Origin of the sequence: Micromonospora citrea, assembly GCF_900090315.1 — a bacterium.
GTDB lineage: Bacteria > Actinomycetota > Actinomycetes > Mycobacteriales > Micromonosporaceae > Micromonospora > Micromonospora citrea.
On record NZ_FMHZ01000002.1, the window covers coordinates 313,528 to 327,857 of the forward strand.

Sequence of the window (14,330 nt, forward strand, 5' to 3'; positions counted from 1 at the left end):
GTCAGTACCTGCGGTTGGGCAGTGCCTCCTTGGCCTGCTGCTGCGTGAAGGTGGTCTCCTGGGTCTCGATGCGGGCCGGCACCTCCTCACCGGCGTGGACCTTCTTCGCCAGCTCCATGAGCTGTGGCCCGAGCAGCGGGCTGCACTCGGCGATGAAGTTGAACCTGCCGTCCGCGAGGGCCTGCATGCCGTCCCGCACCGCGTCGATGGTGATGATGAGGATGTCCTTGCCGGGTGTCCTGCCGGCTGCGGTGATCGCTTCGAGCGCGCCCAGGCCCATGTCGTCGTTGTGTGCGAAGAGCACGTCGATGTCCGGGTTGGCCTTGAGGAACTGTTCCATCACCTGTTTGCCGCCGGCCCGGGTGAAGTCACCCGACTGGGAGGCGACGATCTTGAGGTTGGGGTTGGCCGCGATCGCCTCGGCGAAGCCCTTCTTGCGGTCGTTCGCGGGCGCGGAGCCGGTCGTGCCCTGCAGTTCGACGATGTTCACCGGCCCGGTCGCCGACGCGGTGTTCTGCACCAGCCACTCGCCGGCCAGGCGGCCCTCCTTGACGAAGTCCGACCCGAGGAACGTCTTGTAGAGCGACTTGTCGGCGGAGTCCACGGCGCGGTCGGTGAGGATCACCGGGATCCCCGCGTCCTTGGCCTCCTTGAGGACGGTGTCCCAGCCGGACTCCACCACCGGCGAGAAGGCGATCACGTCGACCTTCTGCTGGATGAAGTTCCGGATCGCCTTGATCTGGTTCTCCTGCTTCTGCTGGGCGTCGTCGAACTTCAGCTCGATCCCCGCCTCGGCCGCGGCCTCCTTGATCGAGGTGGTGTTCGCCGTCCGCCATCCGCTCTCCGCGCCGACCTGGGAGAAGCCCAGCGTCATCGTCTCGTCGCCGCCGGGGTCGCCGCCGGTGTCGCTGTTGCCGCAGGCCGCGACGCTGCTCGCGAGCAGCACGGTGGCGAGGGCCGCGACGAGGGTGCGCGTCGTTCTCCTGATTCTCATCGTTTCTCCTCGGGATTGGGCGAGCCGGACCGGGTCCGGGGGGCACCCGGCCCGGCTGAGGTGGTGGGGGTGATGCGAGACCGGCGTGCCGGACGAGCGGCGTCGGCCAGGACGTTCGCGTGGTGCTCAGCCCGGGCGTTGCCCGTAGACGTTCTGGTAGCGGTCGTGGAGCGAGTCGATGTCGTTCGGTGCGATCGGGACCGGTTGGCCCAGGCTGCGGGCCAGGTGCGCGGTGCGGGCGACGTCCTCGCACATCACCGCCGCCTTGACGGCGGCGCGGGCGTCCGCGCCGATGGTGAAGACGCCGTGGTTGCGCATGAGCACGGCGGGCGATCGGTGCCCCGACAGGGTGCTGACGATTCCCTTGCCGATGGCGTCCCCGCCGATCAACGCGAACGGTCCGACCGGGATCTCCCCGCCGAACTCGTCGGCCTGGGCGGTCAGCCAGCACGGGATGCCCTCGCCCCGGGCCGCCCAGGCGGTGGCGTATCCGCTGTGCGTGTGGACGACGCCGCCGACCTCCGGCATCGCCCGGTAGACGTAGGCGTGGGCGGCGGTGTCGCTGGACGGGGATCCGGTCCCGTCGACGACGTTGCCGTTGAGGTCGCAGACCACCATGCTGTCCGCCGTCAGGTCGTCGTAGTCGACGCCGCTGGGCTTGATGACCATCAGGTTCTGGCCGGGGACCCGGGCGGAGACGTTGCCGGCGGTCCAGGCCACCAGGTCGTACCGGGTGAGCTCGCCGTGCAGGCGCGCGACGGTGCGCCGCAGCGCGGCCACCTGTCGGGCCACGTCGCTGGTCATCCGGCCACCTCCAGAAGCGTGTCGGCCCGCGCCGCGGCCGCGTCGAGCGCGGCGTTACGGATTGCCCGCAGGCGGAGCATGACGTCGTCGCCGCCGCGACCGAAGTGGTCGTGCAGCGCGCGGTACTCGGCGTAGTGGGCGTCGTAGGCGCGCACGTTGTCCGGATCCGGCCGGTGGACCGCCTCGTGCACCCGGCCCATCGCCGCCGACGCCTCGTGTATCGACGGGTAGGCCCCGGCGGCGACCGCCGCGTGGATGGCCGACCCGAGCGCGGGTGCCTGGGTGGAGCCGATGACGCTCAGCGGGCGGTCGGTGACGTCGGCGTAGATCTGCATCAGCAGCCGGTTCGAGGTGAGACCGCCGGCCACCACCAGGTCGGTGACCGGCACCCCGGCGCCGACGATCGCCTCGATGATCATCCGGGTGCCGAACGCGGTGGACTCGAGCAGCGCCCGGTAGACGTCCTGCGGTCGGGTGGCCAGCGTCATTCCCACGATCAGGCCGCTGAGGTCGTGGTTGACCAGCAGGGAGCGGTTGCCGTTCCACCAGTCCAACGCCACCAGGCCGTGCGCGCCGACGGGCTGGGCGGCGGCCAACTCGGTCAGCCGTTCGTGCGAGTCCACGCCGACGGGCGCCGCGTGGGTGACGAACCAGCCGAAGATGTCGCCGACACCGCTCTGGCCGGCCTCGTAGCCCCAGGCGCCGGGGCTGATGCCGCCGTCGACGACACCGCACATGCCGGGCACCTCGGCGGGATGGTCGCCGTTGAGGACGTGGCACGTGGAGGTGCCCATGATCGCGACCAGTCGGCCGGGGTCCAGGGCCTGGGCGGCGGCGGCCGTCACGTGCGCGTCGACGTTGCCGACCGCGACGGCGATGCCCTCCGGCAGCCCGGTCCAGGCGGCGGCCCGGGCGCTGAGGCCGCCGGCGCGGCCGCCCAGGGGCAGCAGCGGGCCGTCCAGCTTGGTCACGAAGTCTGCGAAGGCCGGGTTGAGCGCGCTCAGGTACTCCCCCGACGGGTACCGGCCGTCCTGCCGGATGCCCTTGTAGCCGGCGGTGCAGACGTTGCGGGTCTCGGTGCCGCAGAGCTGCCACACGATCCAGTCGGCCGCCTCGATGAGGCGATCGGCGCGCCGGTAGGTTTCCGGGTCCTCCTCGAGGATCTGCAGGCCCTTGGCGAACTGCCACTCGGCGGAGATCCTGCCGCCGTACCGGCCGATCCACGGCTCGCGCCGCTCGTGGGCCAGCGCGTTGATCCGGTCGGCCTGCGGCTGGGCGGCGTGGTGCTTCCACAGCTTGACCCAGGCGTGCGGCCGGTGGCGCAGTTCCGGGATCTCGCACAACGGGGTGCCGTCGGCGAGGGTCGGCAGGACGGTGCAGGCGGTGAAGTCGGTGCCGATGCCGACGACCTGGGACGGTGCGACGCCGGCGGCGGCCAGCGCGGCCGGTACGGCATGGCGCAGGACGGCCCGGTAGTCCTCCGGGTCCTGCAGCGCCCAGTCGGGGGGCAGCGCCGGCCCGTCGTCGGGCAGCGCGGACTCGATGACTCCGTGGCGGTACGCGTGCACGGCGGTCCCGAGTTCCGCGCCGTCGCTGACCCGGACCACCAGGGCCCGACCGGAGAGGGTGCCGAAGTCGACTCCGACCACGTACCGCTCGTCGGCACCGTCCACAACGCTCATGACCACCTCCGCTCGACTGCGGAACCCCAGTGTTAACGCTCACATCGAGGATCGTCAAGACGCGGGCCACAGAAGACGGATGGCGGGCCTCCGTCTCGGGCCCGACGACGGGAAGCCCTTGATGAAGGCGACGGGTTCTGGCACCGTTACGTCCATCTATGTTAGCGCTCCCACGCCAGCCCAGGGACATCCCACCGTCGGCCGGCCAGCACCCGGGACGCGCTGACACGCGAAGCCCGACCGTTCACCACGACACCGGGAGCCACCGTGACACCACCAGCCCGACCGCCCCGGCACCGGCGGTCTCGACCGAGGCGCGCGCTCCTCGCGCTGCTCTCCGCCGCGACCCTGTCCGCCACCCTGTTCGCCCAGGCCGGCCCCGCCACCGCCGGCACGACACTCGGGGCTTCGGCCGCCGAGAAGGGCCGCTACTTCGGCGCCGCGGTCGCTGCGCACCGCCTCTCCGACAGCCAGTACGTCACCATCCTCGACCGCGAGTTCAACTCGGTCGTCGCCGAGAACGAGATGAAGTGGGACGCCACCGAGCCCCAACAGGGCGTCTTCACCTTCGGCAACGGCGACCGGATCGTCAACCACGCCCGGTCCCGCGGCATGTCGGTGCGCGGGCACACCCTGCTGTGGCACGCCCAGCAGCCGGGATGGGCCCAGAACCTCTCCGGCGGCGCGCTCCGCAACGCCGCGATCAACCACGTCACCCGGGTGGCGAGCTACTACCGGGGCAGGATCCACTCTTGGGACGTGGTGAACGAGGCCTTCGCCGACGGGGGCAACGGCGCCCGGCGCGACTCCAACCTCCAGCGCACCGGCAACGACTGGATCGACGCCGCCTTCCGCGCAGCCCGCGCCGCCGACCCCGGCGCCAGGCTCTGCTACAACGACTACAACACCGACGGCATCAACGCGAAGTCGACCGCCGTCTACAACATGGTCCGCGACTTCAAGGCCCGTGGCGTACCCATCGACTGCGTCGGGTTCCAGTCGCATCTTGGCACCACCCTGCCCGGCGACTACCAGGCCAACCTGCAGCGCTTCGCCGACCTCGGCGTCGAAGTCCAGATCACCGAACTCGACGTCGCGCAGGGCGCCAACCAGGCCAACATCTACGCCGCCGTCACCCGGGCCTGCCTGGCCGTCGCCCGCTGCACCGGAATCACCGTCTGGGGAATCCGGGACAGCGACTCCTGGCGGGACGACAATCCGCTGCTCTTTGACGCCAACGGCACCAGGAAACCCGCGTACACCGCCACCCTGGACGCCCTCAATGCCGGCGGCCCCGGCGACCCCGGGCCGATCGACCCCAACGCCTGGTACGTGCTGGTGAACCGGAACAGTGGAAAGGCGCTGGACCTGTACGCGTCGGCCACCACCGACGGCGCACGGATCACCCAGTGGACCCGGCACGACGGGGCGAACCAACAGTGGCAGTTCGTCGACTCCGGCGGCGGCTACCACCGGCTGAGGTCCCGGCACTCGGGCAAGGTCCTCGACGTGTACAACTGGTCGACCGCCGACGGTGGCGCCATCGTCCAGTGGAGCGACCACAACGGGACCAATCAGCAGTTCCGCATCGCCGACTCCGGCGGCTACGTCCGCCTGGTCAGCCGGCACAGCGGCAAGGCCGTGGAGGTGCAGGGCGCCGCCACGACCGACGGCGCCAACATCGTGCAGTACGCCGACTGGAACGGTGCCAACCAGCAGTGGCAACTCGTCCGCACCGGCTGACATGCCGCGCACAGTCCGGCTCGGCGACGGCTCCGGCCCGGCGGGATCGCCGCCGGGCCGGAGCCGCTGTGCCGGCGGGTGTCGCCCCGACGACGCGCACTCGTGAACGGGATTTCCGCGTCGGGTCTGTGGATCTAACGGTGTTTCCGGCCTGACCCACCGGGCGTTGTGCCTGGTGAGGAGGGTGCCGTGATGACCGCGACACTGAACGACGTGACCGGACGGAAGAAGCGGCCTGAGCCGTCTGCGGAGGAGCAGGCCGCTGCCGAGCTCGTTCGGGCGGCCAAGGAACAGGGCCTGTCGTTGACCGGGCCGGACGGTCTGTTGAAGCAGTTGACCAAGACGGTCCTGGAGACCGCGTTGAACGAGGAGATGACCGAGCATCTCGGCTACGCCAAGCACGATGCGGCCGGTGCGGGGTCGGGCAACATCCGTAACGGCAGCCGGCCGAAGACGGTGCTGACCGACACCAGCGGGCCGGTGCAGATCAACGTGCCACGGGACCGGGCCGGCACGTTCGATCCTCAGATCGTCCGCAAGCGGCAGCGGCGCCTGTCGGGGGTCGACGAGGTGGTGTTGTCGTTGTATGCCAAGGGATTGACGACCGGGGAGATCTCGGCGCACTTCGCTGAGATCTATGGAGCGTCGGTGTCGAAGGAGACGATCTCCCGGATCACCGACAAGGTCATCGAGGAGATGACCGACTGGTCCCACCGGCCCTTGGACGCCATTTACGCGGCGGTGTTCATCGACGCCATCGTGGTCAAGGTTAGGGACGGGCAGGTGGCGAACCGGCCGTTCTACGCCGCGATCGGCGTCTCTCTCGACGGCGAGAAGGACATCCTCGGGCTGTGGGCCGGCACAGGTGGTGAGGGCGCGAAGTTCTGGATGAGTGTACTGACCGACCTGCGCAACCGCGGCGTCAAGGACGTGTTCTTCCTCGTCTGCGACGGGCTGAAAGGGCTGCCCGAGGTGGTCACGAACGTGTGGCCGCAGACGGTGGTGCAGACGTGCGTGATTCATCTGATCCGCAACACGTTCCGGTTGACCTCCCGCAAGTACTGGGACGAGTTGAAGCGTGACATCAAGCCGATCTACACCGCGGTCAACGCCACCGCCGCCAGGGCGGCGTTCGACGACCTGGCCGACAAGTGGGGCGGCCGGTATCCGGCGGTGATCCGGTTGTGGGACAACGCCTGGACGGAGTTCATTCCGTTCCTCGACTACGACGTCGAGATCCGCACGGTGATCTGCTCGACCAACGCGATCGAGTCCCTCAACGCCCGCTACCGGCGAGCGATCAAGGCCCGCGGCCACTTCCCGAACGAGCAGGCCGCGTTGAAGTGTCTGTACCTGGTGACCCGGTCCCTGGACCCCACCGGAGCAGGCAGAGCCCGATGGACGATGCGCTGGAAACCCGCGTTGAACGCCTTCGCCATCACCTTCAGCGACCGCTTCCCAGCCGCTGAAACCTACTAACCAAGATCGCCGGAAACACCGTTGGCGAGACAGCCCCTCCGCGTCAGCCGGTCACGGGGAAGTTGGCGCGGAAGGTGTCGTGTGGGTCGTGGCGGTGTTTGATGTCGCGGAGGCGGTTGATCACGTCGGGGGTGAAGGCGTCGGCGATGGTTTCGGTGGGGTTGAGGAGGGTGAGGGGTTTGCGGCCGCTGGTGGGTAGTGCGTCGGCGAGGGTGCGTTGTTTGGTGGTGACGGCTTGTGCGCGGGTGGGGTCGGTGGGTAGGCCGAACATGTAGAGGGCGTAGGGCTCGGTGAGGGGGCCGTGTGGGCTGTCGGAGGGGTGGGCGAGTGCGCCGCCGAGGTGTCGTAGTTGTGCGCTGAGCAGGGGTGCGATGGGGTTTTCGAGCAGTGTCGTGACGGCTTGGTCGTCGAGGGTGGTGAGGAGTTCGGTGTGGGACAGGCCTGCGGCGGGTTCTGTGGGTTCGGCGGTGATGGCGCCGAGTTCGGCGGGGGTGATGGGTTTGCGGGTGTCGGACAGTGGTGTGGGTAGGCGGTCCAGCGGGCTGAGGAGTTCGTGGGCCTGGTTCGGGTGGCCGAGGTAGGTGGTGTCGATGGCGACCATGGGGTCGGCGCCGGGGAAGTGGAGGAGGTCGAGCCAGACGGTCAGTTCGTCGGGTGCGGTGGCGGTGATGGTGCGGTAGGTGTCCATCACGGCCGGGGCGTGTTGGGCGGGCCAGAGGATTCTGCCGCCGTAGAGGTGGGGTGCGGGGTGCAGGGCGAGTTCGAGGGCGGTGACGATGGCGAAGCTGCCGCCGCCGCCGCGTAGTGCCCAGTACAGGTCGGGGTCGGTGTCGGTGGTGACGTGTCGGTGGTGGCCGTGGGCGTCGACGATGTCGAAGGCGGTGACGTTGTCGGCGACCCAGCCGTGTGCGCGGCCGAACCAGCTCAGTCCGCCGCCGAGGGCGACGCCGGTGACGCTGACCACGGGTGAGCTGCCGGGCAGGCCGGTCAGGCCGTGGGGTGCGGCGGCCGCTTGGAGCAGGCCGGACGGTACGCCCGCGCCGACGCGGGCGCGGCGGGTGGCGGGGTTGATCTGGAGGGTGTCCAGGCTTCGGGTGCGCAGCAGGATCGTGCCGGCGGTGCGGCCGGTGGCGCCGTGTCCGTTGGGTTGGGTGGTGATGCGAAGTCCGGCGGCGCGGGCGTGGCGGACGAGCGCGACGACGTCGGCGGTGTCGGTGGCCTCGACCACGGCGTCGACCTGCTGGTCGATGGCGAGGTTCCAGGGCCGACGGGCGGCGTCGAAGGTGGGCTCGCCGGGCAGCCACACCTGGCCACGGACGACGGAGCGCAGAGCGTGCAGAGCGTTCACGGGGTTCCTTCTTCTTCTCGTGGTTTCAGGGGGCGACGCCGACCGCGCGGGTCAGGCCGCGAAGATCGCACCGGGGTCCCCGGTGAACCAGGCGTTGTCGACGCGCAGCCGACGGATGAGCCAGCGGTCGCCGTCCCGCACGAGGTCGACGTCGTACCGGTTCTTCAGCAACGCGAACGTGCTGCGGTCGGCGATGAGCAGGTGCTGGGCCTCGACCAGCGCGGTCAATCGCGCCGTGTCGCCGTCGACGACGACGCGGGGGTTGGTGACCTGGTGGGTGGTGTCGACGCGTCCCACGAACATGTCGAGGATCATGGTCACGATGGTGTCCCGTCCGGCCATCAGCGGCGGCTGGGCTCCCCATTTCGCGGCCGCCGGGCGGAAATCCAGTTCGGCGTCGGGCGTGAGGGCCGACCCGAACAACTCCCGGTCCTTGAGGTCCTGGCCGAGGCCGAGGCGGTAGAGAGCGTCGAGGATCTCGGCGCGGTCCCGTAACTCCCGCACGACCGCCTCGCCGTCGTCGGCGTCGACGGCCAGGGCGTGAGTGTCGGTGACGTACATGGTTGCTCCCGCGGATCTGCTCGGGGTTCGGTCCCTCCACCCTGCGGTCGCCCCGGACGCCGAACAATGCCGAGGTGTGCCACGATCATGAAGCTGCGATTAACGATGCAGGGAGACGGGGATGCTGGAGCGGCACGAACTGGAAGCGTTTCTCGCCGTCGCCGAGGAGCTGCACTTCGGCCGCGCCGCCGAACGGTTACGGGTCTCCACCCCGAGAGTCAGCCAGACCATCCGCAAGTTGGAGCGGCAGGTCGGCGTCGCGTTGTTCGACCGGACCAGCCGACGGGTCGAGCTGTCCCGGGTCGGGCGCGCTCTCTACGAGGATCTCCGACCGGCGTGGAACCAGATCGCCGCCGCAGTCGACCGAGCTGTCGAGGCCGGCCGAGGATTCACCGGAACCCTGCGGGTCTGCTTCACCGGCGCCGCCGGCGGTCAGTTGCTGGTCGGCATCACCGAGGTGTTCCGGCGGCGCCACCCGGAGTGCCAGATCCAGATCCGCGAGGCGCAGCTGGGCGAGCTGATGCCCTGGCTGCGCGGCGGCGAGGTCGATCTGGCCCTGGCCACCCTGCCCGTGGACGAGCCGGGCATCGTCGCGGGTCCGGTCCTGGTGTCCGAGGCGCGGTTCCTGGCCGTACCGGTCGGGCATCCCTTCGCCCGTCGCGACGCCGTCTCGGTCGAAGACCTGGCCGAGGTCGACATGCTGCAACTGCCCGACACGCTGCCGCAGTCCCTGCGCGCCGACCGCACGCCGCACGCCACCCCGGCCGGGCGACCCATCAGGGCCGGGCTCTCCGCCGCGACGTTCCACGAGATCCTCACACACGTCGGCGCCGGTCTCGGCGCCTTCCCTGTCGGCGCCAACGCCAGGCGCTACTACGCCCGCCCCGACGTCGCGTATGTGCACCTCCGCGACGCGCAGCCCCTGCAGTGGGGCCTGCTGTGGCGCGCCGACGGCGCCACCGCCCGCGTCCGCGCCTTCGCGGAGGCCGGCCACACGCTCGTGCGCGAAGGCCGATAGGAGGACGCGGCTGGCGGTAAGCGTCGGGCTGACATCGGTGGCGGGCGTTGCGAAGCCTGCTGGCCGTTCGCCGGCTCATCGGGCACGGCCTCGGCCCCTCCGCGGACGAACTCAACCAGAAGTAGTCACCGGGTTACCCCGCGCTCTCTCAGGCGACCACGGCCAGCCGGCTGTCCGGCGGCCCACCCGGCCGGCCTCCACGGCCAGGTCGTCGGCCCCGCGCGGACAGGTGGTCGTCGGGCAGTACCAGCGCCTATCGCGCCACCGCAGCCGTACCGGCCGGCCGCCGACCGGCAGGTCCCGCGGCCAGGTCGTGGCCCACTGCTTCACCCGGACCGTCCGCTGTCCGCACTGCGGGCAGCATCGCGCCTGCTCATCACTTGTGGACAGACCCACCACCGGCACGCCCTCGGCGTCCGGCTCGACCCGCTCCACCACCAGGCTGTCCAGACCCAGCAGCGGCTCCGTTCCCGAACCCCGCTCGGCCTCGAAGAGCCATGATGATCCGCACCAGGCGCCATCCGGCGGCGGTTCAGTGCTGGCCGAAGGCCTTCAGGAAGGCTGCGGTGTCGAGGAACTCGGTGTTGTCGACGATCTGGTCGCCGTGGATACGCATGATCTGCGCCCCTCGGTTGCGGTAGACGCCACCGGCGAGCAACGGTGCTTCCATCGTCCATGTGGACACGACCTCGTGGGGATTCAGCAGCGGCCGGATCTGCCAGGTCATCCTGACCTCGCCGACGACCATGAAGAAGAATCCGATGCCTTCGACGATGCCGTCGCGACCGTGGATCTCGCCGGGCGGGGTCACGGGCATCCGCGAGATCGCGTCGGGTGCCCATACGGCGGCGAAGGCGTCGAGGTCTTTGGCGGTGAGGGCCCGATACAGCGCCTCGGCGGTGGCGATGGAGCGCCGCCGCTGGCCTCCAGCGTCGGCACCTGCGGAAGCAGGCGCCATCGCCGCGCCGAGCACGGCACCGCCCGACAGAGCCAGGGCGGCACGCCGAGGAACTCGCCGGCCAGTAGTCATGATCACGTCCTTTTCATAGTGAGCTGCACGGTATTCCGGCCGCGGCAATCACCAGGACACGCAGCAGGGTGCCCCGTTGGCACTTCGAGGCATGTGGATAGCGGAGGCTGACGCAGGGCTCAGGTTCCAGCCCAAGGTCATGTAGGCGGCCGAACACTCGCGGTGGGCGCATGACAATGCACTACTCCGTGAAGTAGGCGGCGCTCTCCGCGTCTGCCGGGTAGTAGGACTCGATCGCGACCTCATCGATCGTGATGTCCATCGGGGTGCCGAATGTAGTGATCGTCGAGAACAGCCGCAACTCTCGTCCGCCGATGCGAAGGATCATCGGGATCACGACGTCGGTGTCGACCGGTTGGCTCGACGAGTCGTCGGGTTCGGGCGCCAGCAGTTCTTCGTAGAGCACGGTGAGTTCAGGATCGGGAGCAGTGGCGAGCTGGCGTGAGATCCGGGTGCGGAACACCGCGCGCACATCGGCGAGGTTGACGACCAGGCGAGCGAACCCGCGCGGGTCCAGTCCCAGCCGCACCAGGTTGACGGGCGGCCGCAGCAGGTCGGGAGCCACCTGCGCGAAGAACGGGTCGACAGCGCGATTGGTCATCACGATGTTCCACCGGCGATCAAAGACCAGCGCCGGATACGGCTCATGAGCGCGGAGCACCCTGCGGATCGCATCGTGGACGACCGACAGCGCATTGTCGCCGAGCGGACGCTCGGCGTAGCGGGGTGCGAAACCCCCGGCGAGCAGGAGTCGGTTGCGATCACGTAGCGGCACGTGGAGCCGATCTGCGAGTCGGAGGATCATGTCGGCGCTCGGCTTGGATTTACCCGTCTCGACCAGGCTTACGTGACGAGCCGACACGTCTGCAGCGATCGCAAGGTCCAGCTGGCTGAGTCCCCGGCATTGCCGCCACTGCCGCAGCAGTTCCCCAACCGTATGCACGATCAGGCAGTGTACGCATCGTTGCGCTGAACGCCATGAAATCCGAGTTCATCGACAGCTGAAGCTGCCACGGAAACACTGCCTTCATGACCACGGAGAACAAGAGCATCGTCCAACGAGCGCTGGCAGGGCTGATCGACACGGGCGACGTCGACGCGCTCGCACCATTCCTGAGCGATGACTTCGTCCACCACAGGCCGGGCACAACCACATCGACCAAGGTCGAGTGGCTCGCCGCCGTTCGCGCCGCGCTGGTACCGCTCGCCGGCATGCAGGTCGAGCTCCATCAGGTCTTGGCCGAGGGCGATCACGTCGTGGTGTACTCGCGACGCTGGCTTCCCGACGCAGGACCAGAGATCGCGGTCGTCGACATATGGCGGATCGACGACGGGCTGATCGCCGAGGCGTGGGAGATCATCGAGCCGGTGGGCCGAGTGGCCGCCAACCTGGCGTGGTGGCAACCTGCTGAGCACTGACCATGCGGAAGCCACCTGCGATGCCGAGCAACCGTCTCCCCGGTCCGGCCGCGCCCGACTGCCCACGCCGACCCGTCGCGCGCGGCGCCCGAGCGCGACCGTCGGCCTTATCGGACGTCCGGCTGGAGGAACCTGCTCCAGCGTTCAGCGGCCCGGGTCATGTCGTCCATGATGTGTTCGAGGAACTGGCTGGCGTCGTGGAGGCGGCCGCCGGCGGGGGTGCCGGGTCCGAGGATCGCGGCGGCCCGGCGGGTGGTGGCGGCGAGCAGCAGGTTCATCCTGACGCTGGCCATCCAGGCCCGGATCCACACGTCGTCGTCGATCACGTAGTGGTCGCGGCGCTGCCGCGGGGGGCGATCGCGGCGCAGCAGGCCCTGTCGTTCGAGGTCGGTGACGGCCTTGGAGATCGAGGCCGAGCTGACCCGCAGCCGGTCGGTCAGTTCGACGGCGGTGAGCCGGCCCGTGTCAGTCGTGAAGAGCTCGGTGAGGACCCGGGCGGCCATCGGCGGCAGTCCGGTGTGGGCGATCATGGCGGTGAGCTCCTCCCGGACGCCGCGCACGGCCTGCGGGTCGCGTCCGTCGTTGGAGGCGGGGCCTGGCGGGACGGCTGCCGCACCGGGTGCGGGCCGGCGCCGGGCGCGCATGGCGGTGGCTCGCTGGGCCAGTTCGGATCGGTAGCGGCGGGGTCCGCCGTTACGGTTCACCTCGCGGCTGATCGTGGACGTGGGCCGGTCCAGGTGTCGGGCGATCTCCGCGTAGGGAGTGCCTTCGGCGAGCCGGGCCGCGGTGTACTGCCGGTCCTCACGGGTAAGTCTACCTGTCGGCATGGGGATGACCTCCTTCTCGGCATTGTTGCGTTCGGTGCCAGCTCAATGCAACGCCAGATATCCGTCATTGCGTTCGGCGGCGGTGTCAGCGCAACGACGAGCACCATGCTTACCTGCTAAGACAGCCTCCTTGTAAGCCTTCGATATTGATGCAAACCCTGAACGCAACGTAGCGTTTGCCTTGCTCCGAAAATCGGAACGGGAAGGCACTCACATGGCAACCCACGTGACCGCGCTCGATCTCACTCCTGCGGCGCCGGGGGCGCACGCCCCCGTCCAGGACGCTCTCGAAGGCGCCGTGAACAACGCCGGCGCCCCCGGCATCGTCACCGAGGTCATTCACGACCGCTCCCGCTGGTTCGGGTCCGCAGGCCTGTCCGACACCGCCACCGGGCGAGCCCGGACGTCGTACGAGCAGTTCCGCATCGGCAGCGCCACCAAGGCATTCACCGCCACCGTGGTGCTGCAACTCGCCGCCGAGCGCCGGATCGGTCTCGACGACACGGTCGAGCAGTGGCTGCCCGGCCTGGTGCATGGCAACGGCTACGACGGCCGGGCCGTCACGATCCGGCAGTTGCTGAACCAGACCAGCGGCATCTTCGCGTACAACAACGCCCCGGAATTCTTCGTCAACGGGATCGGCGCGACCTGGTACGAGCACCGCCACGACCGGTACGCCCCGGAGCAACTGGTGAAAATAGCGCTGGCGCACCCCCCGTACGCGGCCCCCGGCGAGCGGTTCGTCTACTCCAACACCAACTTCGTCCTCGCCGCGATGATCGTCGAGAAGGTGACCGGGCGGACGTTCGCCCAAGAGATCGACCGGCGCATCGTACGCCCGCTCGACCTGCCCGGCACGTACCTGCCCGCCACCGGTGACGCCGGCATCCGCGGCCCGCACCCGGTCCACTACTCGACCCTGTTCTCCGCCGACCCGAACCCGCAGATCCACGACGCGACCGAGATGGACCAGTCGTACGCATGGTCGGCAGGCGGGCTCGTCTCCACCACCGGCGACCTCACCCGCTTCTTCGGCGCCCTGTTCGGCGGACGGCTGCTGCCCGCCGAGCAGATGTCCGAGATGCTCACCACCGTCGACACCGACGGCTCCGGCTGGATCCCGGCCACCCGGTACGGGCTCGGCGTCTTCGCCCAGACGTTGAGCTGCGGTGTCACGGTCTGGGGCAACGGCGGGGCGACGTACGGCTCCTGGTCGTACACGATGGGCACCCGCGACGGCCGCCACCTGCTCGCCATCCACGTCAACGGCGACTGGTCGGGCCTGTCCGTCTTCGACGACGTGCTGAGCGCGGAGTTCTGCACGGAGCAGTGAGGAGGACGGGCCGGCCGCGCCACAGTTCTGGGGGCCGGCTGCCTTCTGCGTGCCTCCTTCCTGCGCCTGGATCTACGACCATGCGTCGACTG

General features: G+C 69.6%; 13 protein-coding genes and 1 pseudogene. 5 read left to right on the top strand and 9 right to left on the bottom strand.

The genetic code is table 11. From position 1 onward, the window contains the following. Position 1: 1 nt before the first annotated feature. The 3 genes from GA0070606_RS01720 to araB all read right to left on the bottom strand — a co-directional run bounded on the left by GA0070606_RS01720 (position 2) and on the right by araB (position 3,480). Positions 2-994 (bottom strand): ABC transporter substrate-binding protein, encoded by a 993-nt coding sequence (locus tag GA0070606_RS01720; protein WP_091094738.1) that lies wholly within the window; start codon positions 992-994, stop codon positions 2-4. A gap of 126 nt (positions 995-1,120) precedes the next feature. Next, the gene (locus tag GA0070606_RS01725; protein ID WP_176737190.1) at positions 1,121-1,798 is read right to left on the bottom strand and encodes an L-ribulose-5-phosphate 4-epimerase; all 678 of its coding nucleotides are present in this window, start codon (positions 1,796-1,798) and stop codon (positions 1,121-1,123) included. Then, positions 1,795-3,480 (bottom strand): ribulokinase, encoded by a 1,686-nt coding sequence (gene araB / locus GA0070606_RS01730; protein ID WP_091107141.1) that lies wholly within the window; start codon positions 3,478-3,480, stop codon positions 1,795-1,797. Before araB ends, GA0070606_RS01725 begins: the two co-directional genes overlap by 4 nt. Positions 3,481-3,747: 267 nt before the next feature. On the opposite strand from araB, the gene GA0070606_RS01735 reads away from it, so the two are divergent. Beyond that, on the top strand, positions 3,748-5,223 hold the full coding sequence (locus tag GA0070606_RS01735; RefSeq protein ID WP_091094739.1) for a glycoside hydrolase family 10 protein: 1,476 nt from the start codon (positions 3,748-3,750) through the stop codon (positions 5,221-5,223). A gap of 192 nt (positions 5,224-5,415) precedes the next feature. Continuing rightward, positions 5,416-6,702: an IS256 family transposase gene (locus GA0070606_RS01740; RefSeq protein WP_091094740.1), complete on the top strand. Its 1,287-nt coding sequence runs from the start codon at positions 5,416-5,418 to the stop codon at positions 6,700-6,702. A gap of 43 nt (positions 6,703-6,745) precedes the next feature. Here GA0070606_RS01740 and GA0070606_RS01745 read toward each other — a convergent pair whose 3' ends face one another. Then, positions 6,746-8,050, bottom strand: coding sequence for an FAD-binding oxidoreductase (locus tag GA0070606_RS01745; protein WP_091094741.1), 1,305 nt, complete (start codon positions 8,048-8,050; stop codon positions 6,746-6,748). A gap of 51 nt (positions 8,051-8,101) precedes the next feature. Further along, complete coding sequence (locus tag GA0070606_RS01750; protein WP_091094742.1) at positions 8,102-8,611, bottom strand: nuclear transport factor 2 family protein; 510 nt, start codon at positions 8,609-8,611, stop codon at positions 8,102-8,104. Between the two features lie 121 nt (positions 8,612-8,732). Between GA0070606_RS01750 and GA0070606_RS01755 the strand changes: the two genes are divergently transcribed. Beyond that, a complete protein-coding gene (locus GA0070606_RS01755; protein WP_091094743.1) occupies positions 8,733-9,629 on the top strand; it encodes a LysR family transcriptional regulator in 897 nt (298 codons plus the stop codon). Positions 9,630-9,848: 219 nt separating this feature from the next. Here GA0070606_RS01755 and GA0070606_RS33100 read toward each other — a convergent pair. From GA0070606_RS33100 to GA0070606_RS01770, 3 genes and pseudogenes are all read right to left on the bottom strand, one after another. Beyond that, a pseudogene (locus GA0070606_RS33100) lies at positions 9,849-10,088 on the bottom strand (transposase family protein); the annotation flags it as partial. 73 nt (positions 10,089-10,161) lie between these two features. Then, entirely contained in the window at positions 10,162-10,659 is a 498-nt protein-coding gene (locus GA0070606_RS01765) for a nuclear transport factor 2 family protein (RefSeq protein WP_141721501.1), read from the bottom strand. Positions 10,660-10,840: 181 nt separating this feature from the next. Continuing rightward, positions 10,841-11,608, bottom strand: coding sequence for a helix-turn-helix domain-containing protein (locus GA0070606_RS01770; RefSeq protein ID WP_218106127.1), 768 nt, complete (start codon positions 11,606-11,608; stop codon positions 10,841-10,843). A gap of 80 nt (positions 11,609-11,688) precedes the next feature. On the opposite strand from GA0070606_RS01770, the gene GA0070606_RS01775 reads away from it, so the two are divergent. Further along, positions 11,689-12,078, top strand: coding sequence for a nuclear transport factor 2 family protein (locus GA0070606_RS01775; RefSeq protein WP_091094746.1), 390 nt, complete (start codon positions 11,689-11,691; stop codon positions 12,076-12,078). Positions 12,079-12,185: 107 nt separating this feature from the next. Here GA0070606_RS01775 and GA0070606_RS01780 read toward each other — a convergent pair whose 3' ends face one another. After that, the gene (locus GA0070606_RS01780) at positions 12,186-12,905 is read right to left on the bottom strand and encodes a MarR family transcriptional regulator (RefSeq protein ID WP_091094747.1); all 720 of its coding nucleotides are present in this window, start codon (positions 12,903-12,905) and stop codon (positions 12,186-12,188) included. 214 nt (positions 12,906-13,119) lie between these two features. On the opposite strand from GA0070606_RS01780, the gene GA0070606_RS01785 reads away from it, so the two are divergent. After that, on the top strand, positions 13,120-14,238 hold the full coding sequence (locus GA0070606_RS01785; protein WP_091094748.1) for a serine hydrolase domain-containing protein: 1,119 nt from the start codon (positions 13,120-13,122) through the stop codon (positions 14,236-14,238). The last annotated feature ends 92 nt before the right edge of the window (positions 14,239-14,330 follow it).

What these genes read in the sequence shown, in the direction of transcription:
- GA0070606_RS01785 (WP_091094748.1), top strand. Translation starts at nt 13,120, where the DNA reads ATGGCAACCCACGTGACCGCGCTCGATCTCACTCCTGCGGCGCCGGGG.
- GA0070606_RS01765 (WP_141721501.1), bottom strand. Translation starts at nt 10,659, where the DNA reads ATGACTACTGGCCGGCGAGTTCCTCGGCGTGCCGCCCTGGCTCTGTCG.
- araB (WP_091107141.1), bottom strand. Translation starts at nt 3,480, where the DNA reads ATGAGCGTTGTGGACGGTGCCGACGAGCGGTACGTGGTCGGAGTCGAC.
- GA0070606_RS01780 (WP_091094747.1), bottom strand. Translation starts at nt 12,905, where the DNA reads ATGCCGACAGGTAGACTTACCCGTGAGGACCGGCAGTACACCGCGGCC.
- GA0070606_RS01750 (WP_091094742.1), bottom strand. Translation starts at nt 8,611, where the DNA reads ATGTACGTCACCGACACTCACGCCCTGGCCGTCGACGCCGACGACGGC.
- GA0070606_RS01725 (WP_176737190.1), bottom strand. Translation starts at nt 1,798, where the DNA reads ATGACCAGCGACGTGGCCCGACAGGTGGCCGCGCTGCGGCGCACCGTC.
- GA0070606_RS01775 (WP_091094746.1), top strand. Translation starts at nt 11,689, where the DNA reads ATGACCACGGAGAACAAGAGCATCGTCCAACGAGCGCTGGCAGGGCTG.
- GA0070606_RS01755 (WP_091094743.1), top strand. Translation starts at nt 8,733, where the DNA reads ATGCTGGAGCGGCACGAACTGGAAGCGTTTCTCGCCGTCGCCGAGGAG.
- GA0070606_RS01720 (WP_091094738.1), bottom strand. Translation starts at nt 994, where the DNA reads ATGAGAATCAGGAGAACGACGCGCACCCTCGTCGCGGCCCTCGCCACC.
- GA0070606_RS01740 (WP_091094740.1), top strand. Translation starts at nt 5,416, where the DNA reads ATGACCGCGACACTGAACGACGTGACCGGACGGAAGAAGCGGCCTGAG.